This window comes from Microbacterium sp. SORGH_AS_0428 (assembly GCF_031453615.1).
Taxonomy (GTDB): Bacteria; Actinomycetota; Actinomycetes; order Actinomycetales; family Microbacteriaceae; genus Microbacterium.
The window spans coordinates 1,469,614-1,493,443 of record NZ_JAVIZT010000001.1; the positions used below are offsets into that span (position 1 = coordinate 1,469,614).

At 71.4% G+C, this 23,830-nt stretch carries 18 protein-coding genes; 10 read left to right on the top strand and 8 right to left on the bottom strand.

Annotated features, from left to right (window positions below; genetic code table 11):
• Positions 1–41 precede the first annotated feature (41 nt).
• The 3 genes from galT to QE374_RS06935 are packed head-to-tail and all read left to right on the top strand — an operon-like array spanning position 42 to position 4,616.
• A complete protein-coding gene (gene galT, locus QE374_RS06925; protein WP_309733368.1) occupies positions 42–1,208 on the top strand; it encodes a galactose-1-phosphate uridylyltransferase in 1,167 nt (388 codons plus the stop codon).
• Positions 1,205–2,392 carry a galactokinase gene (gene galK / locus QE374_RS06930; protein ID WP_309733370.1) on the top strand — a complete coding sequence of 396 codons (1,188 nt, stop codon included), beginning with the start codon at positions 1,205–1,207 and terminating at the stop codon, positions 2,390–2,392. Before galT ends, galK begins: the two co-directional genes overlap by 4 nt.
• Before the next feature lie 34 nt (positions 2,393–2,426).
• A complete protein-coding gene (locus tag QE374_RS06935; RefSeq protein ID WP_309733372.1) occupies positions 2,427–4,616 on the top strand; it encodes an alpha-galactosidase in 2,190 nt (729 codons plus the stop codon).
• A 95-nt stretch (positions 4,617–4,711) separates the two neighbouring features.
• Here QE374_RS06935 and QE374_RS06940 read toward each other — a convergent pair whose 3' ends face one another.
• Positions 4,712–6,922, bottom strand: a complete 2,211-nt coding sequence (locus tag QE374_RS06940; RefSeq protein ID WP_309733374.1) for a glycoside hydrolase family 3 C-terminal domain-containing protein — start codon at positions 6,920–6,922, stop codon at positions 4,712–4,714.
• 99 nt (positions 6,923–7,021) lie between these two features.
• Between QE374_RS06940 and QE374_RS06945 the strand changes: the two genes are divergently transcribed.
• Positions 7,022–7,618 (top strand): helix-turn-helix domain-containing protein, encoded by a 597-nt coding sequence (locus tag QE374_RS06945; RefSeq protein WP_309733376.1) that lies wholly within the window; start codon positions 7,022–7,024, stop codon positions 7,616–7,618.
• The gene (locus QE374_RS06950) at positions 7,615–9,066 is read left to right on the top strand and encodes a carboxylesterase family protein (protein WP_309733378.1); all 1,452 of its coding nucleotides are present in this window, start codon (positions 7,615–7,617) and stop codon (positions 9,064–9,066) included. The genes QE374_RS06945 and QE374_RS06950 overlap by 4 nt, the downstream gene beginning before the upstream one ends.
• 45 nt (positions 9,067–9,111) lie before the next feature.
• Here the strand turns inward: QE374_RS06950 and QE374_RS06955 are convergent, their stop codons facing one another.
• The 3 genes from QE374_RS06955 to QE374_RS06965 form a co-directional block, all read right to left on the bottom strand.
• On the bottom strand, positions 9,112–9,996 hold the full coding sequence (locus QE374_RS06955; RefSeq protein WP_309733380.1) for a site-specific DNA-methyltransferase: 885 nt from the start codon (positions 9,994–9,996) through the stop codon (positions 9,112–9,114).
• Positions 9,975–11,024, bottom strand: a complete 1,050-nt coding sequence (locus QE374_RS06960; RefSeq protein ID WP_309733381.1) for a biotin/lipoate A/B protein ligase family protein — start codon at positions 11,022–11,024, stop codon at positions 9,975–9,977. The genes QE374_RS06955 and QE374_RS06960 overlap by 22 nt, the downstream gene beginning before the upstream one ends.
• 218 nt (positions 11,025–11,242) lie before the next feature.
• A complete protein-coding gene (locus QE374_RS06965) occupies positions 11,243–12,091 on the bottom strand; it encodes an alpha/beta hydrolase (protein ID WP_309733383.1) in 849 nt (282 codons plus the stop codon).
• Between the two features lie 78 nt (positions 12,092–12,169).
• On the opposite strand from QE374_RS06965, the gene QE374_RS06970 reads away from it, so the two are divergent.
• From QE374_RS06970 to QE374_RS06980, 3 genes are read left to right on the top strand one after another with little or no spacing between them, the layout of a single operon-like run.
• On the top strand, positions 12,170–13,759 hold the full coding sequence (locus tag QE374_RS06970) for a DHA2 family efflux MFS transporter permease subunit (protein WP_309733384.1): 1,590 nt from the start codon (positions 12,170–12,172) through the stop codon (positions 13,757–13,759).
• A gap of 45 nt (positions 13,760–13,804) precedes the next feature.
• A complete protein-coding gene (locus QE374_RS06975; RefSeq protein ID WP_309733386.1) occupies positions 13,805–14,236 on the top strand; it encodes a MarR family transcriptional regulator in 432 nt (143 codons plus the stop codon).
• Positions 14,237–14,241: 5 nt separating this feature from the next.
• Positions 14,242–15,615 (top strand): MFS transporter, encoded by a 1,374-nt coding sequence (locus QE374_RS06980; protein WP_309736643.1) that lies wholly within the window; start codon positions 14,242–14,244, stop codon positions 15,613–15,615.
• 121 nt (positions 15,616–15,736) lie between these two features.
• Here QE374_RS06980 and QE374_RS06985 read toward each other — a convergent pair whose 3' ends face one another.
• The 4 genes from QE374_RS06985 to QE374_RS07000 form a co-directional block, all read right to left on the bottom strand.
• The gene (locus QE374_RS06985; RefSeq protein WP_234073734.1) at positions 15,737–16,582 is read right to left on the bottom strand and encodes a transglutaminase family protein; all 846 of its coding nucleotides are present in this window, start codon (positions 16,580–16,582) and stop codon (positions 15,737–15,739) included.
• Positions 16,579–17,511, bottom strand: coding sequence for an alpha-E domain-containing protein (locus QE374_RS06990; RefSeq protein WP_137419271.1), 933 nt, complete (start codon positions 17,509–17,511; stop codon positions 16,579–16,581). Before QE374_RS06990 ends, QE374_RS06985 begins: the two co-directional genes overlap by 4 nt.
• Entirely contained in the window at positions 17,505–19,298 is a 1,794-nt protein-coding gene (locus QE374_RS06995) for a circularly permuted type 2 ATP-grasp protein (protein ID WP_309733390.1), read from the bottom strand. The genes QE374_RS06990 and QE374_RS06995 overlap by 7 nt, the downstream gene beginning before the upstream one ends.
• A gap of 147 nt (positions 19,299–19,445) precedes the next feature.
• The gene (locus tag QE374_RS07000) at positions 19,446–20,627 is read right to left on the bottom strand and encodes a Bcr/CflA family efflux MFS transporter (protein ID WP_309733391.1); all 1,182 of its coding nucleotides are present in this window, start codon (positions 20,625–20,627) and stop codon (positions 19,446–19,448) included.
• A 54-nt stretch (positions 20,628–20,681) separates the two neighbouring features.
• Here QE374_RS07000 and QE374_RS07005 point away from each other — a divergent pair, with 54 nt between their 5' ends.
• Positions 20,682–22,451, top strand: coding sequence for a dihydroxy-acid dehydratase (locus QE374_RS07005; RefSeq protein ID WP_309733393.1), 1,770 nt, complete (start codon positions 20,682–20,684; stop codon positions 22,449–22,451).
• The gene (locus tag QE374_RS07010) at positions 22,448–23,830 is read left to right on the top strand and encodes an FAD-dependent oxidoreductase (protein WP_309733395.1); all 1,383 of its coding nucleotides are present in this window, start codon (positions 22,448–22,450) and stop codon (positions 23,828–23,830) included. The genes QE374_RS07005 and QE374_RS07010 overlap by 4 nt, the downstream gene beginning before the upstream one ends.

Below are 23,830 nucleotides of genomic sequence, written 5' to 3' on the forward strand. Positions count from 1 at the left end.
GTCATGTTGACGATATCACGCCCGAAATGTAGCGTGTTATCGTGAACACACCTCAGCAGGATGTCGCACTCCTCGGTGCGGGCGTCGTGAAGCGCCCCACACGCCTCGCCGACGGCCGCGAACTCATCTACTACGACGACCCCGACACGACGCTCCCGCCAGAGCGCAGCATCGATGCCCGCGAGCTGGCGCCGCGGCCGGAGACGGCCACGATGCGTCTCGACGTGCTGACCGGTGACTGGATCTCCATCGCCGCCAACCGTCAGAACCGCGCGTTCCTGCCCCCGGCCGAGCTCGATCCGCTGGCCCCGCAGACGCCCACGAACCCCTCGGAGATCCCGTCGCGCTACGACGTCGCCGTCTTCGAGAACAAGTCGCCCTCGTTCGGCCCCGCCCTCGCCGTGGCGACCGACGACGTCCCCGCCGCCGTCGACCCGCCGCAGAGCCTCGCCGACCTGGCCGAGTACGGGCTCGGCCGCACCCGTACGTCCGTCGGACGCACAGAGGTCGTGTGTTTCAGCCCCGAGCACGCCGGCTCGTTCGGCACCCAGACCGTCACCCGCGCACGCACCGTGATCGAGGCATGGGCCGACCGGACGGCCGCACTCTCGGCGCTGCCCGGCATCCAGCAGGTCTTCCCGTTCGAGAACCGCGGGCAGGAGATCGGCGTGACCCTCCCGCATCCGCACGGGCAGATCTACGCCTACCCGTACGTCACCCCGCGCACGCAGCGCCTGCTGACCGCGCTCGAGCGCACCGGCGACGACCTGTTCGACCGCATCCTCGAGATGGAGTCGAAGAGCGAGCGCATGATCCTCGTCGGCGAGCACTGGAGCGCGTTCGTGCCGTTCGCCGCGCGGTGGCCGCTGGAGGTGCACCTCGTGCCCCACCGCCATGTCGCCGACTTCGCCGAGACGAACGACGCCGAGCGCGATGAGCTGGCACCGCTGTACCTGCGGCTGCTGCGCGGCGTCGACGCGCTCTACGACACCCCGACGCCCTACATCGCGGCCTGGCACCAGGCCCCCGTGCACACCGGACGCGCCGGCGCCCGCCTGCACCTCGAACTGACCTCGCCGCGCCGCGCGGCCGACAAGCTGAAATACCTCGCCGGGAGCGAGGCGGCCATGGGCGCCTGGATCGGCGACGTCCCGCCCGAGACCGCCGCCGCCCGCCTGCGCGAGGCCGTAGAAGGAGTATCGCTGTGACCCGGAAGGATGCGGCCGCCGCCGCCCGTGACCTGTTCGTCGAGCTGACCGGCCACGAGCCCGTCGGCCACTGGTCGGCGCCGGGCCGGGTGAACCTGATCGGCGAGCACACCGACTACAACGACGGCTTCGTGCTGCCGTTCGCGATCGAGCACCGCACGCACGTCCAGCTGGGCCTTCGCCAGGACGGCCGCGTGCGCGTCGTGTCGACGTTCGACCCGGTGCCGGTCGAGGTCGCACTCGACCAGCTCGACGCCCTCTTCCCCGAGGGACGCGACGACGTGCCCGAGTGGTCCACGTACCCGCTCGGCGTCGCGTGGGCGCTGCTGGCGGCGTCGGGCCGGGAGGCCGCGAGCGTCACGGGCGTCGACATCGCGATCGCCTCCGACGTGCCGGTCGGGGCGGGGCTGTCCTCTTCCGCCGCGATCGAGGGCGCGACCGCATCCGCCCTCAACGACGTGTGGGAGCTGGGCCTGGATCGCGTCGCCCTCGCGAAGGTCGGCCGCGTCGCCGAGAACGAGGCGGTGGGCGCCCCCACGGGCATCATGGACCAGATGGCGTCGATGCTCGGCGAGCAGGATGCGGCGATCTTCCTCGACTGCCGCACCCTCGACACCACGGTCGTCGACCTCGGCTTCGCGGCCGCGGGTCTCGAGCTGCTGGTCATGGACACGAACGTGAAGCACTCGCACTCGACCGGCGGCTACCGCGAGCGCCGCGCGTCGTGCGAGCTCGGCGCCTCGATCATGGGCGTTCCGGCGCTTCGCGACGTGCGCGTCGAAGACCTCGACGACGCCCGGACGAAGACCGACGATGTGACCTTCCGCCGGATGCGGCACGTCGTGACCGAGGACCAGCGCGTGCTCGACACGGTCCGGACGCTCCGCGAGCAGGGCCCGCGCGCCATCGGCGAGCTGCTGCTCGCCTCGCACGCCTCCATGCGCGACGACTTCGAGATCTCGGTGCCCGAGCTCGACACCGCGGTCGAGGCGGCCATGGCGGCGGGTGCGATCGGCGCACGCATGACCGGCGGCGGCTTCGGCGGCGCGGCGATCGCGCTCGTCGATGCGGGCCGGATCGAGGCGGTGTCGGATGCGGTGCGCCGCGCCTTCGCCGATGCCGGGTTCACCGCGCCGACGATCTTCACCGTGACCCCGTCGGCCGGCGCGCACCGCGACGCCTGACCGGCCGCGACGACCACCGCGCAAAGGAGCACCGATGCACCCCGACGACGACACGACCGCGCACCTGCGCGCCGCGGGTGTGAGCCTGCTCATCGAGCTGACCGCTCCGGTTCCCCGCATCCTGCACTGGGGAGCGGATCTCGGCGACGCCACCGATCTCGGCGCGGGCATGCGCCTCACGGGCGCTCCCGCCGTGCTGAACAACGCGCCGGATGCGGCCCGCACGTTCACGATCTGGCCGAGCGAGCGCGACGGGTGGTCGGGGAGCCCCGCACAGGCGGGCCACGCGGCCGGTGCGGCCACGACACCTCGCCCCCGCCTCGTCGATGCGCAGGTGTCGCACGAGGAGGCGGGGGGCGGTCTGATCCGCATCCTGCTGCACGACGAGGTGACCGGCCTGGACGGTGAGGCGACCTACGCCCTCGACCGCTTCGGCGTGCTGAGCGTCGCGCTCTCCCTCGCGCGTCCGGCGGGGAGCGGCACGGACGCACCCTACGACCTGGAGGCGCTGCGCGCTCTCATGCCCGTTCCCGCCCGCGCGAGCGAGGTGCTCGACTTCTCCGGCAAATGGGTGCGCGAACGCTCGCCGCAGCGCGGGGCCCTGCGCGACGGCAGCCACGTGCGGCGCGCGAGGCGCGGCAAGCCGGGGCACGACTCACCGTTCCTGCTCGCGCTGGGAACGCCGGGCTTCGGTTTCGGGCACGGTGAACTCTGGAGCGCGCACCTCGCCTTCTCGGGCGACGCCGAGTACCTCGCCGAGAGGCTGCCGGAGAGTGCGGGCGCGCTCCGTTCGGTCATCGGCGTCGGCGAACTGCTCCGTGCCGGCGAGGTGCGTCTGGCACCCGGCGAGCGCTACGACGCTCCGGTCGCGATCTTCACCTGGTCGGATGCGGGTCTCGACGGCCTCTCCCATCGCCTGCACCGGCGGCTGCGCTCACGTCCGTCGCATCCCTCCTCGCCGCGGCCTCTGACGCTCAACACCTGGGAGGCGGTCTACTTCGACCACGACCTCACGCGCCTGTCTGTGCTCGTCGAGCGCGCCGCGGAGGTCGGCGTCGAACGCCTCGTGCTCGACGACGGCTGGTTCCGTCACCGCCGATCCGACCGCGCCGGTCTGGGCGACTGGTACGTCGACGAGGGCGTCTGGCCCGAGGGGCTCGGGCCCCTGGTGAGGCAGGTGCGCGCCGCGGGCATGCAGTTCGGTCTCTGGTTCGAGCCGGAGATGATCAGCCCGGACTCGGACCTCGCGCGCGAGCATCCGGACTGGATCCTCGCACCCGCCGAAGGCCTCGGCGGCACGTCACGACACCAGCAGGTGCTGGACATCGTGCGCCCCGAGGCGTGGAACCACCTGCTGGAGCGCATCAGCTCACTGGTCGCGGCGTACGACATCGACTACCTGAAGTGGGATCACAACCGCGATCTGCTCGAGGCCGTCGCGCACCGCGGCGACGGCGACCGGCCCGCGGTCCATGCGCAGACCCTCGCCCTGTACCGTCTGCTCGACGAGCTGCGCCGCCGGCATCCGGCGCTCGAGATCGAGACGTGCTCCGCGGGCGGCGGCCGGGTGGACCTCGGCATCCTGGAGCGCACCGACCGGGTGTGGGCGTCCGACTGCAACGATCCCGTCGAGCGCTCGCAGATCGAACGCTGGACCCGGCTGATCGTGCCGCCCGAGCTGATCGGCTCGCACCTGGGCGACGCCGAGGCGCACACGACGTCGCGGGTCACCGACCTGTCGTTCCGCTTCCTCACGGCACTCACCGCGCACGCCGGGATCGAGGCGGACCTGACGCGCCAGGACGACGCGCAGCTGGCGGCGACGCGCGCCTGGGCGGACCTCTACCGGGAGCTGCGCCCCCTCGTGCACAGCGGCCGCGTCGTCAACGCCGACCTCGTCGACGACGCGACCCAGCTCACCGGGATCGTCGCGCAGGACGGGTCGCGCGCGCTGTTCACCTGGGTTCGGCTGGCGAGCTCCGCCGACGGCCAGGTCGGCCGCATTCCGTTCCCCGGACTCGATGCGTCAGCGCGGTACGGCATCCGCATCCGCACCGAGGTGGGCCGTGCGAAGCGGCGCGACGTCGCTCCCCCGGAGTGGATCAGCCGCGCCCTCACGGAAGAGGTCGTGCTGCCCGGGGCCGTCCTGGCGACCGCAGGCGTTCCGCTGCCGACACTCGATCCGCAGCAGGCGATGCTCTTCGACGTGCGACGCCTGGGCTGACCCGGGCCACGGAGAGGATGCGGTGAGCGGAGCGCGCCTCGAGGGATGCACGCGCTCCGCTCACCGGATCCCCTCCGCTCACCGCGTCCTGCGCGTCAGGCGTTGCCTGCCGCGATCAGCTCGTCGACCTGCTGCTCGCTCACGGGCGCGTTCGGGAACGCGGCGAGGCGGCCGATCGGGAACGACGCCATCATCTTGATCATCCCCGCGTCGTCGCCGAACATCGCCGTGATCGCCGGACCGATGATCGGGGCCGTTGCGGGGTTGTCCAGCAGCTCGCCGATGGAGGACTCGCGCGACAGCGGCGGACGCACCTCGTCGCCGTCCAGCCGCAGCGCGACGGACGAGCGGATGTCGCGGCTCGATGAGGCGACGTCGAAGACGTACTCGCCGGGCTCCACGACCCAGCCGTCCACGCGGATGTCCCAGTAGGCGAGATCGCTTCTGCGCACGATGAGCTCGGCCGTGCGGGTCTCGCCCGCATCCAGCGCGACCGACAGGAACGACTTCAGCTCACGCGGCGCCCGCTGCACGGCGGAGTCGGGCAGCGAGGAGTAGACCTGCACGATCTCGCGGCCGGCGACCTCGCCCGTGTTCGTCACGTCGACCCGCACGCGTACGTCACCCGTCTCGGTGACCTCGGCGGCCGCATCCCCGTAGGAGAAGCGCGTGTAGGACAGGCCGTGGCCGAACGGGAAGGCGACGTCCTTCCCGCTCGCGTCGAAGCCGCGGTAGCCGACCAGGAGTCCCTCGCCGTAGCGCACGTGGCCGAACTCGCCCGGGAAGCTGCCGTAGGAGGGGGTGTCCTCCAACCGCAGCGGAATCGTCTCGGTGAGCTTGGCCGACGGGTTGACGTCGCCGAAGAGCACGTCGGCCGTGGCCGAGCCGCCGGCCTGGCCGAGCAGCCATCCCTCGAGGATCGCCGGCACGCGCTCGGCGAACGGCAGGGCCACCACGCCGCCGTTGGAGAGCACGACGACCACATTCGGGTTGGCCTTCACGACCTCCTCGACGAGCGCGAGCTGCACCGCGGGCAGATCGATGTGCGTGCGGTCGAAGCCCTCGGACTCCTCCGCGGCGGGAAGGCCGAGGAACAGCACGACGCGTTCGGCGGATGCGGCCGCGGCGACCGCCTCGGCGCGCAGCGCGTCCGCGTCGCCGCTGCCGTCGAAGGTGAAGCCCGCTGCGTAGGCGACCTCGCCGTCGGCCGCCTCGCGGATCGCGTCGAGGGCCGCATCCACCCGCGTCGGGTTGATGAGCGAGGACCCGGCGCCCTGGAAGCGCGGCTCGGCGGCGAAGGCTCCGATGACGGCGATGCGCTGCGCGCGCCCGAGGGGCAGGATGTCGCCGTCGTTCTTCAGCAGCACGATCGAACGGCCCGCGGCTTCGCGGGCGAGCGCGTGGTGGGCGTCGACGTCCAGCGTCCCGGATGCGGCGTCTCGCGCGCCGGCCTTGCGCACGAGATCGAGCACGCGGCCGGCGGCGAGGTCCACGGCGGCCTCGTCCAGCGAACCGTCTCTCACCGCGGCGACGAGCTGCGCGTCGGTCCGGCCGCCGCTCGAAGGCATCTCGAGGTCGAGCCCCGCCACGACACCGGCGACGCGGTCGTTGACCGCTCCCCAGTCGGAGACGACGAGCCCTTCGAAGCCCCACTCGCCGCGGAGCACAGAGGTGAGCAGCCAGGGGTCCTCGGAGGCGTACACGCCGTTGATCCGGTTGTACGAGCACATGACCGTCCACGGCTGGGCGTCCTGGACGACGCGCTGGAAGCCGCGCAGGTAGATCTCGCGCAGCGGCCGGGGATCGACGTCGCTGGAGACGCGGAGCCGGTCGGTCTCCTGGTTGTTCGCGGCGAAGTGCTTCAGCGAGGCACCGACGCCCCGCGACTGGATGCCGCGCACGAGGCCGGCACCCATGACGCCGGAGACGATCGGGTCCTCGGAGAAGTACTCGAAGTTGCGGCCGCACAGCGGGGAGCGCTTGATGTTCACGCCGGGGCCGAGGATCACGGCGACGTCCTCGAGCGCGGACTCCGCCCCGAGGGCGACACCCACCCGCTCGGCGAGCTCGGGATCGAACGACGAGCCCAGGCCCACGGCGGGCGGGAAGCACGTGGCGGGAACGCTCTGCGCGAGACCGAGGTGATCGCTCGCCGCCGACTGCTTGCGCAGTCCGTGGGGACCGTCGGTCATCATGATCGAGGGCACCCCGACCCGGTCGATCGGCTTGGTGGTCCAGAAATCGCGGCCGCTGGTGAGCGAAGCCTTCTCCTCGAGCGTCAGCTCGGCGGGGGACACATCCGTCATGGTGCTCCTTCGTGATCACGGCGCTGCTCCGCGCCGACGCGAAAAGCTTATGTCGCTCGGTTTTCGTCGCACAAGCGGTTTCGGCATATCCTCGGGAACATGACGCAACGGGGGTCCTACGCCAAGGGCGTCGCCCGGCGTGAACAGATCCTCGAGGCCGCACTCACGGTGATCGCCCGCGAGGGCTACCGCGCCGCATCCGTGCGCGAGATCGCGGACGCCGTGGGACTCAGCCAGGCGGGACTCCTGCACTACTTCGACAGCAAGGAGCATCTGTTCGTCGAGATCCTCCGCAAGCGCGACGAACTCGACCTGCGCACCTACCACCCCGAGGGCGCCGAAGACCTGCCCTCCGCCTACGAGCGGATGATCGCCCACAACGCCCAGGTGCCCGGGCTCGTGCACCTGTTCGCACGGATGTCGGTGGAGGCGAGCGATCCCGCGCATCCGGCGCACGCGTATTTCGCCGAGCGCACGTCCGGATTCCTCGACGGTCTCCGCGACTGGTTCCGGGAGGCGGCCGAGGCCGGACGGATGGCACCCGAGATCTCTCCCGCGACCGCCAGCAGGCTCGTGCAGGCGGCGTGGGACGGCGCGCAGCTGCAATGGCTGCTGGACCCCTCGGTCGACATGGCAGCGATCGTCCGCGCCGCGTTCCAGAGCGCGCTGAGCGGACGCCAGGCGCAGCTGCGATGACCGATCCTCTCGTCACCGTCTCGGCCGGCACCCTCCGTGGTATCCGCCGCCCGGGCTCGCTCGCGTTCCTCGGCATCCCCTTCGCGGCCGCTCCGGTCGGCGAGAACCGTTTCGCGGCCCCTCAGCCCGCCGAGCCCTGGGAGGGCGTGCGCGACGCGACCGCCTACGGACCGACCCCGCAGCGCGGCGACACCGGCATCACCCTCATCCCCGAGCCATCGGTGCCCGGCGACGCGACGCTCAACGTGAACGTCTTCACACCGGACACGGATGCGGCCGCACCCTTCCCCGTGCTCGTGTGGATCCACGGCGGCGGCTACATCTCGGGCTCGCCCGCGAGCCCCTGGTACGACGGCGACACGTTCGCCCGCGAGGGGATCGTCGTCGTGACCCTGTCGTACCGGCTCGGCTTCGACGGATTCGGCGAGATCGAGGGCGCCGTGAGCAACCGCGGTGTGCGGGACTGGCTCGCGGCCCTCGAGTGGGTGCAGCAGAACATCGCCGCGTTCGGCGGCGACCCCGCGCGGGTGACGATCGGCGGGCAATCCGCCGGCGGCGGCGCGGTGCTGACGCTGCTCGGGATGCCGTCGGCGCAGCACCTCTTCTCGGCGGCCTGGTCGATCTCCGGCGCGCTGGGGGACGTTCCGCTCGACGAGGCGCGCGCCCGCGCCGCGCGTCTGGCGACCGCCGCGGGCGTGAGCGCTGATCGCGACGGCTTCGCCTCGGCACCCGAAGAGACACTGCACGCCCTGCAGAGCACGATCGAGCTCGCGCCGCATCGCGGACGGCTCGCGCCGCTGCGCGAGATGATCGCGGAGCGCGCGTGGGGGCCCGCCGTCGACGGCGACCTGCTCCGCACCGACACTCCGACCTCCATCGCCGCCGGCGTCGGCGCCGACAAGCCCCTGCTGCTCGGTTCCACCGCCGACGAGTTCACGATGGTGACCGACTCCTTCGCCGACAAGCTGCGCCTCGTCCCCGCCTGGCTGGCGTTGGCGGCTCTGGGACTCGACCGCCGGCGACGCCGCGCGTACCTGCGCGACAATCCGGGGCCCCGCGCGAAGGGGACGGCAGCCGTGCTCGGCCGGTACGTGACCGACCGCGTCTTCGGCGCACTCGTGCCGCGCATCGCCGACGCCCGCCGGACGGCCGCTCCGACGTGGGCCTACCGGTTCACCTGGCCCTCGCCCACGATCGGCTGGGCCTGCCATTGCCTCGATGTACCGTTCTGGTTCGGACGGCTCGACGCGGACGGCGTCGCCCGGATCGCGGGGACGAATCCGCCCGCATCCCTCGCCGAACGGATGCACGCGACGGCGGTGGCCTTCATCCGCGACCACGCCGCGGAGTGGACGCCGTGGGGCGAGGCGCCCGGCACCACCCAGGTCTTCGACCTCGACTCCCCCGTCGCGCCCGACGGCTACACCGGCGCCGCCGCGCTGCTCTGACGCCCCCTTCTTCACCCCGGTCACCCCGGGCGCGGCGCGTGCGGCTCAGGCCTCGCGAGGCAGCGGCGGGATGAGGACGGCGCGCGGCATCCGCTGGCGCATGACGGCGACCGCATCCGCGTTGTCGTCGACGAGCACGGCGTGCCGGCCAAGAGGAGCGGCGACCGCGCCGGTCGTTCCGCTGCCCGCGAAGAGGTCCAGCACCGCGTCTCCGGGGCGACTGGATGCCTGCACGATGCGACGCAGCACCCCCTCGGGCTTCTGCGTCGGGTATCCGGTCTTCTCGCCGCCGGAGGTCGGCACGATCGTGTGCCACCACACATCCGTGGGCAGCTTGCCGCGCGCGGCCTTCTCGGCCGTGACCAGCCCCGGCGCCATGTACGGTTCGCGATCCACCGCATCCGCGTCGAAGAAGTACCGCGCCGGATCCTTCACGTACACGAGGATCGTCTCGTGCTTCGTCGGCCATCGGCGTCGGCTCTTCGCGCCGTAGTCGTAGGCCCACACGATCTCGTTCAGGAACCGGTCACGACCGAAGAGCGCGTCGAGCATGACTTTCGCGTAGTGCACCTCGCGATAGTCGAGATGCAGGTACAGCGTGCCGTCGTCCGCCAGCAGGCGCCAGGCCTCGAGCAACCGCGGTTCGAGAAAGCCCCAGTAGTCGTCGAACCGGTCGTCGTACGCGCGCAGGTCGCCCCGCAGCCGCGCGTACTCCTGCCCGCGGAAGCCGGGCCGGGAGACCACATCCGCGACGGGTGCCGTCGCGGTCTCGATCGCACGGATGCGGGAGCGCCCCGTGTTGAACGGCGGATCGAGGTAGACCAGCGTGAAGGCTCCGGAGGGGAGTTCGCGCGCGACGGCCAGGTTGTCGCCGTGGTGGATGGCGACGGTCCCGGAGGTGAGCCCGTTCACGGCACGCGCTGCAGCCACGCATCCGTCGCGAACTTGCTCTCAACGAGCTCCTCCGCCTCGGCGTATTCCGCTTCGGTGATATGCCCGGTCGTCGCGCCGTACATCGTGGTGAACGTGCTGATGAAGCGGTCGATGATCTGCTCTCGCGGCAGGCCCGTCTGTCGGCGCAGCGGGTCGACGCGCTTGGCGGCCGAGACCGTGCCCTTGTCGCTCAGCTTCTCGCGCCCGATGCGCAGAACCTCGGTCATGACCTCTCCGTCGAGGTCGTAGCTGAGGGTCGCGTGGTGCAGGACGCCGCCGTTGGCGAGGCGCTTCTGCGCGGCGCCGCCGATCTTGCCCTGCGGCGAGGAGATGTCGTTGAGCGGCTGGTACGTCGCCTCGACGCCGAGCGAACGCAGCGCCTGCAGTGCCCAGTCGTCGAGGAACGCGTACGAGTCGGCGAAGGTCATGCCGGCGACGAGGGATGCCGGCACGTACAGAGAGTAGGTGATGATCGCGTTGGCGCCCATCATCATCGCGCCTCCGCCCGAGATGCGCCGGACGACGTCGTACCCGTGGCGGGCCGCCCCCTCGGGGTCGACCTCGTTGCGCAGCGATTGGAAGGAGCCGATGACCACCGCGGACTCGTTCCATTCCCAGAGCCGCAGGGTGGGGTTGCGGCGGCCGTCTCCGACGCGAGCGGTGAGCACCTCGTCGAGCGCGAGGTTCATCCGCGGCGAGACGGGCGCGTCGTGCACGACCTCCCAGGAGAAGTCCTTCCAGCCGGGAGCGGTCACCAGCGCCCGGCGCACGACCGTGCCGACCGCCTCCGGCGAGAAGCCGAGCAGCTGCGCGCCGTCCGGAAGCGCCGCGCGGACGGCGGCGGCGATCGTGGCCGCATCCGTCTCGACCGACAGCCCCTCGACCGCGCGGTTGATGTCGATCAGCGCCTCGTCCGGCTCGAGGAAGAAGTCGCCCGCGAGGTGCACGTCGGCGATGCGCCCCTCCCGCACCTCGAGATCGACGACAACGAGCTTGCCCCCGGGGACCTTGTACTCACCGTGCATGCTCTCAGCCTAGGTCGCCCGCTCCCCCGCGGCCCCGCATCCTCGACCCACGTCGCCGAGACTGCACTTCCCGCACGAGATCACGGTTGATACCCGTGATCTCGTCATCAAGATGGGCCCACGCGCCCAGAGGCTCCGCGTCCGCGCAGCGGGTGTGGAGAGGGCGTGGGGACAGTCTCGCGGGGGAATGGGGGCGACAGACCGGGACAAAGAGCGCCTCAGGCGCGCGAGGGGATGCGGGCGTCGAGCCAGGCGAGGAGGTCGGCGCGCACGTCGGCCTGCATGACCTCGTTGAAGATCTCGTGGCGCGCACCGGGGTAGACGAGGGTCGTGACGTCGGTGAGCCCGGAGCGCTCGCGGTACTCGGCCGCGAGCTTGTGGACGCTGCGGGGGCCGCCGACGGTGTCGTCGCGCCCGACCATGAGCAGGATGGGGATGTCGCGGCCCAGATTCCGGCGCGGGCGTCCGAACAGCCGCGCGGCGTCGACGGGCCCGAAGAGCTTCAGCAGGGGCGTGACCGTGGTCAGCGGGTCGTCGACGAAGGCGCGCCCGACCGAGAGGTCGCTCGAGAGCCACGCGGTGCCCGTGGCATCCTCTCGCCGCCACGGCGCGTTGAGGTTGCCCGCGTTCAGCGTGCCCGGCAGACGCAGCGCCGATCCCGACAGCACGACGGCGTCGTAGGCCTCCGGATGCCGGTTCACGAGGATCTGTGCAAGGAAGGATCCCCAGGAGTGGCCCAGCAGCACGAGCGGGAGGTCGGGGTTCTCGTCTCGGATGCGGCGGGTCAGCTGCCAGACGGCATCCACCGCCGCCCGGTGTCCGCCGCGGCCGAGCCGGCCCAGACGCGCGGTGTCCCCCCATTGCTTCATGCCGGTGCGCCCGTGCCCGCGGTGATCGTCCGCGTAGACCGTGAAGCCGGCCTCGGTGAGAGCCGAGATCAGCACCGGGTAACGGCCGGCGTGTTCGCCGACCCCGTGCAGGAGCTGGACGACACCGCGCGCGGCGCCTTGGGCGGGATGGACGTCGTAGACGATCGCGACGCCGAGCGCGTCGGTGAACTCCGGCATGGTCTCGATTTTATGGGTCGCGCACGGCGCTGCCGGGTGTAATCTCTGGTCGAGAAAGCTAGAAAAGCGAGACAAATTATGAGCGCTCCGTCATCCCGTCGCTGGGCGGGCCTGGTCTTCATCAGCGTCGCCGTGTCGCTGATCATCGTCGACTCGACGATCGTGAACGTCGCCGTGCCCTCGATCGTCGACGAGCTCGGCGTCTCCTCGACCGAGGTGCAGTGGATCCAGGAGGCGTACACGCTCGTCTTCGCCGCCTTCCTCCTGTTGTTCGGGTCGATCGCCGACCGGATCGGCCGGCGGCGGCTCATGCTCATCGGCGTCGTCCTGTTCGCGCTCGCCTCCATCGCCGCGGCGCTCGCCCCGGACGGGCGCCTGCTGATCCTCGCGCGTCTCGTACAGGGCGTGGGCGGCGCGATGATCCTGCCGACGACCCTCTCCCTCATCAACGCGACCTTCCGCGGCAAGGAGCGCGGCATCGCATTCGCCGTATGGGGCTCGACGATCGGCGGCATGGCAGCCGTCGGGCCTCTGCTCGGAGGCTGGCTCACCACCGCCTTCTCGTGGCGATGGGCGTTCGGCATCAACCTTCCCCTCGCCGTCATCATCGTGATCGGCGTGCTGATGACCGTCCCGGAGTCCCGCGAATCCGCCCGACGGGGCATCGACGGGGTAGGAGCGCTCCTGTCGGTCGTCCTCTTCGGCTCCCTCGTGTTCGGACTCATCGAAGGACGCACGTACGGCTGGTGGCAGAACACCGACACCACCTTCTCGCTCGGCTCGTTCACCTGGCCGTTCTCGATCTCGCCCGTGCCCGTGGCCTTCGCGATCGCAGTGGTCGCGCTCATCGCCTTCATCGCGTGGAGCGTGCACCGGGTCCAGCGCGGCCGCGCCGCCCTCCTGGACCTGTCGTTGTTCCGCATCGGCACGTTCCGCGACGGCAACCTCGTCGCGCTCACGGTCGCCCTCGGCGAGTTCGGCATCATCCTGTCGCTGCCGCTGTGGCTGCAGTTCGTGCTCGGCTTCGACGCACTGCAGACGGGCCTGGTGCTCCTGGCCCTCGCGATCGGCTCCTTCGTCGCGAGCGGTTTCGCGGGGGCCGCATCCGGCCGCGTGACACCGGTCGCGATCGTGCGGGTCGGGCTTCTCGCCGAGATCATCGGCATCGTCTGGGTCGGCCTCGTCGTCGCCCCGGGTGCGGCCTGGGGCTGGCTGCTGCCGGCGCTGTTCGTCTACGGGTTCGGCGTGGGGCTCGCGACGGCACAGCTCACCGGCGTCATCCTGCAGGACGTCCCGGTCGAGCTCTCCGGACAGGGCTCGGGCACGCAGTCCACTTCCCGCCAGGTCGGTGCGGCGCTCGGGGTCGCGATCCTCGGCACGGTGCTGTTCACCTCGACCGGGGGCCTGCTGGCGAGTTCGCTCGACGACGCGGGTGTGCCCGCATCCCAGCGCGACGAGATCGTCTCCAGCGTCGTGGACTCGGCGGGCGGCGCCATCGCGGGCCTCGCCGCGAACCCGCAGACCGCCGAGATCGCGACCGCCGCCGAGACCGCGTTCTCCGACGGCACCCGCTACGCCGCGTTCACGGCGGCGGGGTTCATCGCCGTGGGCCTGGTGGCGACGCTCACCCTCGGCAGTCGACGGCGCGAGGAGATCACGACCGAGTGAACCTCCGATCCTTAGCAAGACTAATGAGCTATGCTAAGGATCGAGATGACCGACGATTCCCCCCGCGCCGCCGAAGCGGCAGAGCTGCGCATGTCCGTCTTCCGCCTCGCCCGGCGCCTGCGCGCCCAGCGCGCGGTCGACTCGATGAGCGACGGGCAGTTCTCGGTGCTCATGGCGCTCAAGGTCAACGGCACGCGCACCCTCGGCGAGCTCGCCGCGCGTGAGCGGGTGACCGCGCCCTCGATGAACCGCACGGTCAACTGCCTCGAGGAGTCGGGCTACCTCGAGCGCCGCAGCGACGACACCGACCGCCGCAAGGTCAACATCGTCCTGACGGATGCGGGCCGCGCCGTCGTCGAAGAGACGGTGCGCCGTCGCAACGCCTGGCTCGAGGCGGCGCTCGACGAGCTGGACGAAGAGGAGCGCGCGACGCTGCATGCCGCATCGGAGATCCTGCGCCGAGTGGCCGAGCGATGAGCGCGATGTTCCGCTCGATGCGCCTGTTCAACTACCGCGTCTGGTTCCTGGGCGCGCTCGTCTCGAACATCGGCGGCTGGATGCAGGCGACCGCCCAGGACTGGGTGGTGTTGACGCAGCTCACCGACAACGACGCCACCGCCATGGGCGTCACGATGGCGCTGCAGTTCGGGCCTCCCCTCGTGCTCGTGAGCATCACCGGCTGGGCGGCCGACCGCTTCGATCGCCGACGGATGCTGTTGGTCACCCAGTCGGCACTGATGCTCCTGGCCGTCGCCGTCGGCGTCCTGCTGCTGACCAACGTCATGACGCTGCCGCTCATGTGGTGCTTCGCGGCGGCGTTCGGTGTCGCGAACGCGTTCGACGCGCCGGCACGTCAGGCGTTCGTGACCGACATCGTGTCGCGCGACGACGCCTCCAACGCCGTCGCACTCAACTCCGCGTCCTTCAATGCCGCGCGTCTGCTCGGACCGGCGATCGGCGGCGTGCTGATCGTGCTGGTGGGCACCGGGTGGGTCTTCATGGTCAACGCGGGCACCTTCCTCGCGATGCTCGTGGCGCTCATGCTCGTGCGGGTGCGCGAGCTCGTGCCGCGCACCCGCGCCCCAGGCGGCGCGCGACTGGCCGACGGATTCCGTTACGTCGCGGGGCGGCCGGATCTGAAGGTGATCTTCGCGATGGTGTTCCTGATCGCGGCCTTCGGCATGAACTTCCCGATCTTCGCCTCCACCATGGCGGTGCAGTTCGGGCAGCAGGCCGACGGGTACGGGCTGCTGAGCTCCGTGCTCGCCATCGGCTCCCTCGCGGGCGCACTGCTGGCCGCACGACGCGATCGCGCCCGGATGCGGGTCGTGATCGCGGCGCTCGGAGCCTTCGGCGTGTTCTCGCTCATCTCGGCGGCGATGCCGACGTACCCGCTCTACGCCGTGAGCCTCGTGTTCGTGGGCTTCAGCACCGTCACGATCCTCACGACCGCCAACGGCTACGTGCAGACTACGACGGATCCGGCCCTGCGAGGCCGCGTGCTCGCCCTGTACATGGCGGTCATCATGGGCGCCACGCCCATCGGCGCCCCGATCGCCGGCTGGGTCGCCGACGCATGGGGTCCGCGCACCGCGATCGACGTCGGCGCCGTGGCGGGCCTCATCGGGTGCGCGATCGGCGTCACCTGGCTCCTCGCATCCGGCAGGGTGCGCCGCGACCCCGAGGCGCGCCTGCGGTTCGAGATCGACGAGACCCGGCCCGTCCGCGTCGTCGCTCCGGAGGAGTTCAGCGACGAGGTCGCCGCGGCGACCGCCCCCATCACCCTGCCGGATGCGGCAGCGCGCCGCCGCATCCGTCGCCGTCCACCCCGGACCGCCCGCGCACCGCGCCCCTGACGCCCGGCCCTGACGCCCGGCCCGCGTCGCGTCGGAGATGCGACCCGATGTCGGAGGTTTCCGGCCGCATCCTCCGACGTTCGGCCGATTCTCCGACCTGGGCCACGGCAGAGCGCGCCGGTCAGGCCTCGCGGGTGATCGTCACCTTCACGTGCAGGTTGCTCTTGAACGGCCCCGCGTACACGCCGCGCAGCGGCGGCACGTCGTTGTAGTCGCGGCCGCGCCCCACGAGCACGTGGCGGTCGCCGATCTCGATGTTGTTCGTGGGGTCGAAGCCCGTCCACTCGCCGGCGAACCACTCGACCCAGGCGTGCGACTCCCCCGTCACTGCGACGCCGACCTCGGCCTGCGGACGCGGATGCAGGTAGCCCGACACGTAGCGCGCCGGGATTCCCACGGAGCGCAGCGCGCCGATCGCGATGTGCGCCATGTCCTGACAGACGCCCTTGCGCGCCTCCCACGCGTCGATCGCCGTGGAGTGCACGCCGGTCACACCGTGCATGTACTCCACCGCATCCCCGATCGCGACGCAGATCTCGTGCGCCGCCCGACCGGGATCGTCGTGCCGGGATGCGTAGGATGCGGCGAGCTCGGCGACCTCGGGATGCGGACGCGTGCGGTGCGTCTGCGTCAGCTGCTCGACCGTCTCGAGCGACCGCGCGGCCTCGGCCGCGAGACGGTCCCAGGTGATGCCGGTGTGCTCGATGGGCCGGGGGCGCACCTCCACGAGCGAGCGCGCGGTGATCGTCAGCGCCTGGTGGGGCGAGAGCACGTCGAACGCGCTCACCCGCGTGCCGAAGTAGTCGACGTAGGTGTTGACCGCCGTCGACGGCTCGATCTCGAGCGCCGCACTGAGCACGAACTGGCTCTCGGTGGTGCCGGGCAGCATCCGCGCCTCGTTGTAGGAGGCCGAGACGTCGCCGCCGTACCGGAAGCCCGTCTCGTGCTCGATCCGCAGCCGCTTCATGAGGTCTCTCCGATCCAGCTGGGCTCGGCCTGCGTCGGGAAGAAGCGCTGGCGGATGGCGTCGGACGCTTCGCGCGTGACGGTCTGCACCCGGAGCATGTGGGCGGGAAGCTCGCTCAGGATGTCACCGATCGGCAGGTATTCGAGGTCGTTGCGGATGCGGCCGAGCGCCCGCAGCACCTGGTTCGACTGCCCCACGCGGTCCTCGCGCGGGTCGATGGCCGAGATGCACTCCTCGGCCCGCGAGATCGAGTAGATGATCGAGCGCGGGAAGAGGCGGTCGAGCAGCAGGAACTCCGCCGCGTTGCGCGCGCTCGGCATGCCGCGGTACGTGCGCAGGTACGCCTCGTACGCACCGCAGGAGCGCAGGATGGTGGTCCACGACGGCCCGGACGCCTCGGTCAGCGATCGGGTCGCGAGCAGGCGCGCCGTCATGTCCGCGCGCTCGATCGACCGGCCGAGGGTGAAGAACTGCCAGGCCTCGTCCCGGCTCGTCGAGGAGTCGACGACGCCGACCGCGAGGGCGGCGCGCTCGCGCACCCACTGGAAGAACTCGTGCACCTTGTCGGTCTGCAGTCGCCGCGGCATCCGCGCGTTGGTCGTGTTGAGGCACTCCCACAGCTCGGTCGAGACGATCTCGCGCGCGCGGCGGGCGTTCTCGCGCGCCGAGGTCAGCGAGTAGAGGATGCTGGAGGGGTTCATGCGGTCGACGGCCAGGCGCGCGAGCACGTGTTCGCGAGTGACCGTCTCGACGCCGTCGGGCGGCGAGGATCCCATGACCGCGAGCAGGGAGCGGCACGCGGTGTCCTCGTCGATCCACGGATCCTCCAGCAGCAGCTGCAGGTGTACGTCGAGGATGCGGGCGGTGCCGTCGCTGCGCTCGATGTAGCGCCCGATCCAGAACAGGCTCTCGGCGATCCGGCTCAGCAGCATTGCGCACCCCCCTCCATGTCCCCATTGCTGCAACGCATGTCCCGGTTGCCGCAGTTTTCGGGGTCGGTTCCTGCGGGAAGTGGGACATGCCGTGGAGCGGATGCGGCCTGGCGGACCTGTTGCTGCTGCTCCTGCTGCTCGACGTTCGAGCGGGGACGGTCCTGCGGCGAGTGATCGACCTCGTCGGGGGTCACCTCGAATGCCGCATCCGTGATGATCGGGATGGCCTGCGTGATCGTCGAGGCCTGGTCGGCCACGAGCCCCGCCAGCCCCTGGCCCTGCCCGTACTCGACGTGGCCCGGGGCCGCGCCGCCGACGACCCAGGTGTCCTTCGACCCGCCGCCCTGGCTCGAGTTGACGACGAGCTGCCCCTCCGGGAGCGCGACACGCGTGAGACCCCCGGGCAGCACCCAGATGTCGTCGCCGTCGTTCACGGCGAACGGTCGCAGGTCGGCATGGCGCGGCCGCATCCCGTCCTCGACGAGCGTGGGGATCGTGGAGAGCATGACGACCGGCTGCGCGATCCACCCGCGCGGGTCGGCCAGCAGGGTCTTGCGGAGCGTCTCGAGCTCGGCACGCGAGGCGTCGGGACCGACGACGAGCCCCTTGCCGCCGGAGCCGTCGACCGGCTTCACGACGAGCTCGTCGAGGCGGTCCAGCACCTCCTCGAGGGCCGCCGGGTCCTCGAGCCGCCACGTGTCCACGATCGGGAGGATGGGCTCCTCCGACAGGTAGTAGCGGATGAGGTCGGGCGTGTAGGTGTACAGGAGCTTGTCGTCGGCGACGCCGTTGCCCACCGCGTTGGCGATCGTGACGTTGCCCATGCGCGCGGCGAGCATGAGCCCCGGCGCGCCCAGCATCGAGTCGGCGCGGAACTGCAGCGGATCGAGGAAGTCGTCGTCGACCCGGCGGTAGATGACGTCGACGCGCTTGGGCCCGCGGGTCGTGCGCATGAAGACCCGCCCGCCCATGCACAGCAGGTCGCGCCCCTCGACGAGCTCCACGCCCATGAGCCGCGCGAGCAGCGTGTGCTCGAAGTACGCCGAGTTGTAGACGCCGGGCGTGAGCACGACGACGTTGGGGTCGTCGATGCCGGGCGGGGCCGAGGCGCGCAGGGCCGCGAGCAGCTTGTTGGGGTAGTCGCCCACGGGACGCACCCGCATCGAGAGGAAGAGCTCGGGCAGGGTCTGCGCCATGACCCGGCGGTTGGAGATGACGTAGCTGACGCCCGAGGGCACGCGCACGTTGTCTTCGAGCACCCGCATCTTGCCGTGCTCGTCGCGGATGAGGTCGATGCCGGACACCTGGATGCGGACGCCGTTCGCCGAGTGGATGCCGGCGGCCTGGCGGTAGAAGTACTGGCTCGACGCGATCAGACGCGCGGGGATCACCCCGTCGCGCACGCAGTTCTGGCGGCCGTAGGCGTCGTCGAGGAACGCTTCGAGGGCCCGGACGCGCTGCTTGACGCCGGCCTCGATCTCGCTCCACTCCGCGTAGTCGATGATGCGGGGCACCGCATCCAGAGGGAACGGCCGCTCCTCACCCGCGAAGTCGAAGGTGACGCCCTGCGCGAGGTAGCTGGAGGCGAGCGACTCCGTGCGACCGCGCAGTTCCTCCTGCGTCATGCGCGCCAGCGCCTGGTAGAGCTCGCGGTAGGCGCTGCGCGACTCCGCCGCCGCTCCGGGATGCGCGGGATGACCGAACATCTCGTCGAACGCGGGCAACCCCTGCGGGGTCTTGCGCGGCGCGAGAGTGGAGCCGTAGCCGTCGAACAAGTCGCCCATGCGATGAGCCTAATCGCGCGCGTATTGCCAGGATGTTTCTCCGCACGCCGCGATGTGGATCGCGCCAGCCCGGTTCCCGGTCCACCCCGCACCGCTCCGCCCCCGCAACCCCGTTCCACACGCACCGCCCCCACCCCGCACCACGCGTCAGGGACGGGTGCGGGCGGCGCACACGGCACTGATGACGAGGCAGACGAGCATGCCCGCCGCCATCGGGCCGGCGGTGTGCGATCCGAGGACGCCTCCCACGGGCGCCGCCGCGGCGGCCACCGCGTACTGCGCCGATCCCATCAGCGCGGCCCCCGCGCCCGCCGCGAACCGCGCGCGCGACAGGGCGAGGGCGCTCGCACCGGCCAGCACCGCGGATGCCGCGGCCCCGCTCACGAGGACGGGCACGAGGAAGGTCACGAGCGTGAACGGCCCCCACAGGGCGAACACCAGCAGCGCGGCGGTCGCCACGAGGGCCGCGCCCTGGGCGGCCGCCATCATCCGTCGGATGCCGAAGCGCCCCACCAGCACGGCGTTGATCGTGCTGCCGGCGAGAACGGAACCCGCGTAGAGCGCGTAGACGAGAGCGAACCCCCACGGTCCCGTGTGCAGGATCTCCTGCGTCACGAAGGAGGATGCGGCGGAGTGCACCGCGAGCGCCGCGAACGCGAACGCCATCGACAGAGCAGGCAGGACATATCCGCCATCGCGCAGCAGGCGCCCGTAGTTGGCGGCCATGGCGCCGAACCGGAGGATCTGGCGCCGTTCGCGTTCGAGGCTCTCCGGGACGAGGACGGCCGCCGCGGCCAGCGCGAGGGCGGCGAACACCGCGAGCACGAGAAAGCCCGCCCGCCAGCCGCCGAGCTGCAGCGCCGCGGCGCCGAGGATGGGGGCAGCGAAAGGACCCGCCGCGATCACGGACATGAGGATGCTGTAGGCGCGGGCTGCCGCCACACCGGTCGCGAGGTCGGCCACGACCGCTCGGGCCACGACGACCACGGCCGCAGCCCCCAGCCCCTGCGCCACGCGCGTCGCCACGAGCAGCTCGATCGAGCCGACTGCGGCGGATGCGGCGGCGGATGCGGCGAGCAGACCCAGCCCGCACAGCAGCGCCGGGCGGCGACCGGTGGCGTCCGAGAGAGGACCGATCAGCAGCTGACCGCCCGCGACGCCGAGGAGGAACCCGGTGTACACCATCTGGCCACCCGCGACGGTGGTGCCGAGCTCGTCGACGATCACGCCGAGGCCCGGCAGGAAGAGGCTCGCCGCGAGCGGGTTGGCGGTCATGAGCACACCGAGCACGAGGACGAGCCCCGCAGTCAGCGACCGCGACGCCGTCATCGGAGTACCGCTCGCACGAGACTCGAGTGTACGCATTGCGTGCAAGCGATCGCAATGCGTACACTCGTTGTCGTCGACGACGACCTGGAAGGACGACGGATGTCCGCGTTGCGCAGCAATCTCCCTCCCACCTCCGCGCTCGGGGTCGCCCGGCGCGCGCAGTGGCGCTCCCTCGGCATCCCCGCGAACGAGCTCGACCGCCCCAAGATCGCGATCGTCAACACGTCGTCCGATCTCGCAGCGTGCTTCGCTCATCTCGACGACATCGTCGCCGTGCTCAAGAAGGAGCTCCGGGCGCAGGGCCTGTTGCCTTTCGAGATCCGCACCGCCGCCCCCTCCGACTTCGTCACGAGCGCGGGCCGCGCCGGACGCTACATCCTGCCCAGCCGCGACCTCATCGTGAACGACATCGAGGCGGCCGTCGAGGGTGCGCTGCTCGACGGCATGATCTGCCTCAGCTCGTGCGACAAGACGACGCCGGCGCACCTCATGGCCGCGGGGCGCCTGAACGTACCCACGGTGATCGTGCCGTGCGGCTATCAGCACTCGGGCCTTGCCGAGGGGCGCGAGGCCGACGTCGAGGAAGTCTTCCTGCTCGCCGCGCAGGCGGCCGTCACGGGGGCTCCCACCGACGACCTCATCGACCTCGCCGACGACGCGATCCTGGGCCCGGGGGTCTGCTCGGGCATGGCCACCGCGAACTCCATGCACGTGGTCGCCGAGGCGCTCGGCATGACCGTTCCTCGCGCCGCCCCCGTGCGCGCGAACGGCGCGCGGATGTGGGACAGCGTGCGCCGCTCGGCTGTCGCCATGGCCGATCTGATCGCCCGCGACATCCGGCCGCGCTCCATCATCACCGCAGAGGCGATCCAGGATGCGGTGCGCGCCATGCTGGCCGTCGGCGGGTCGATGAACACCATCAAGCACCTGCAGGCGATCGCGATCGAGGCCGGCGTGGACGTCGATGTCTGGGGCCTGTTCCGCACGCTCGGTCGCCAGACCCCGTTGCTCGCATCCGTGCGCCCCAACGGCCCCGCGCTCATCGAGGAGTTCGACGACGCCGGCGGCGGTGCCACGCTGCTGCGCGCGTTGCTGCCGCTGCTGCACGGCGAGCGGCCCACTGCGGCCGGCACGACCGTCGCCGAGAACGCGGCCGCGGCTCCCGCCCCGGACGGCGTCATCATCCGTTCGCTCGAGGACCCGTTCGGCACCGATCCCGCGATCTCCGTGCTGCGCGGCTCACTCGCCCCGGGCGGCGCCGTCGCGAAGCGTCCCGTTCCGGATCCCGGTCCGCATCGTTTCCGAGGACCGGCGCGGGTGTTCGCGAACCGCGAGGAGGCGATCGGGGCGATCGGCGACGGCCGCCTCCAGCGCGGCGACGTCGCCGTGATCCGGGGCATCGGAGTGCGGGGCGCCCCGGGCATGGGGCTGACCTCGGCGTTCATCTTCGCCCTGCACGCGCGGGGATTGGCCGACGAGGTCGCACTCGTGACCGACGGACAGTTCAGCGGACTGGTCAACCAGGGCATCTCGATCGGCGAGGTCTCCCCCGAAGCCGCGGACGACGGGCCGCTCGGACGGGTACAGGACGGCGATGTGATCGACATCGACCTGTCAGAAGGACGTGTCGACCTGCTCGTCGAGGCCTCCGGGCTCGCCGCGCGCGAACCGTACCGCCCACCCGTCGACCGCGACTCCGGCGGCGGGATGCTCGACCAGTACGAGCACCTCGTTCAGCCCCTGGGATGCGGCGCCGTGCTGTGCGCGCGGCCGGGGCTCTGCGACCGAGACGACACCGAGACCCCGAGCCTGGAGGACGCATGACCGATTCGACGATCACCCTGCCCGCCGCCCGCATCCCCGTCATCGGGGAGTACGACGTCGTCGTGGTCGGAGGCGGGCCCGCGGGGCTGTTCGCCGCCACGGCCGCAGCGCGCGCCGGGCGCTCGGTGGTGCTGCTGGAGCGCTACGGGTTCCTCGGCGGCGCGGGGACCATGGGCGGCCTGAGCACCTTCTGCGGTCTGCACGCCCGCGTCGACGGGGTCGACATGCGCGTCATCCGCGGCATCACCGACGATCTGCTCGACCGACTCATCGCCCTCGACGGTCTCAACGACGCCCACCTCAGCGTCGACGACCGCATCATGGCGCAGGCGTTCGACATCTCGGCCTACAAGATCGCCGCGGACGAGCTGCTGGTCTCGGCCGGCGCGGAGGTGCTGTTCCACACGAGCGCCGTCGACACGGTGCTCGCCGACGACGGCGCGATCGACGCGGTCGTCATCGAATCGAAGTCCGGCCGACAGGCCGTGCGCGGATCCGTCTTCATCGACGGTTCCGGCGACGCCGACATCGCGGCCTTCGCTGGTGCGCCGTTCGAGCGATCGGAGCACCTGCTGTACCCCTCGCTGATGTTCCGCATCAACGGGGTCGACTACGACAAGGCGGGTCCGGCGTGGCGCACCATCCGTCGCCTGATGGAGGAAGCGGAGGCGGCCGGCACGCATCGCTTCCCCCGCAAGAAGCCCATCGTGCGTCCGCAGCGCAATCCGCTGGAGTGGCGGTCGAACCTCACGCAGCTGAGCAACGACGACGGCTCGGCCGTCGACGGCACCGATGTGCGACAGCTCTCCCACGGCGAGCTCCAGGGGCGGCGTCAGGTGCGCGACACCTTCGCCTTCATCCGCGAGCGCACGCCCGGCTTCGAGGACTCCTACGTCGTCGACATCGCCCCGCAGATCGGCATCCGCGAGACCCGCCGCATCCGCGGTCGCTACATGCTCACCGAGCAGGACGTGCTCGGCTGCGCCGACTTCACCGACGCGATCGGGGTGAACGGCTGGCCGGTCGAGGCGCACGTGGCGGGAGACGTCGAGTTCCGCTTCGCGCCCGCCGACAGCAGAGGCTTCAACCAGCTCCCGTACCGGATGCTGGTGCCGCAGGTCGTGCCGAACCTGCTCGTCGTCGGGCGCTGCGCCTCGATGACCCAGGGCGGGCAGTCCTCGGGGCGCGTCACCGGCCCCTGCTTCGCGATGGGCCAGGCGGCCGGTACCGCAGCCGCGCTCGCGCTGGGCGCGGGAGTCTCAGTCGGCGACGTGGACGTGACGGCGCTCCAGACGCGTCTGATCGCGGACGGGGCCTATCTCGGCACCGAGGAGCCGACCGCCGACATGGTGGTACCGACGCCCGTCTCGGCGCGCTGA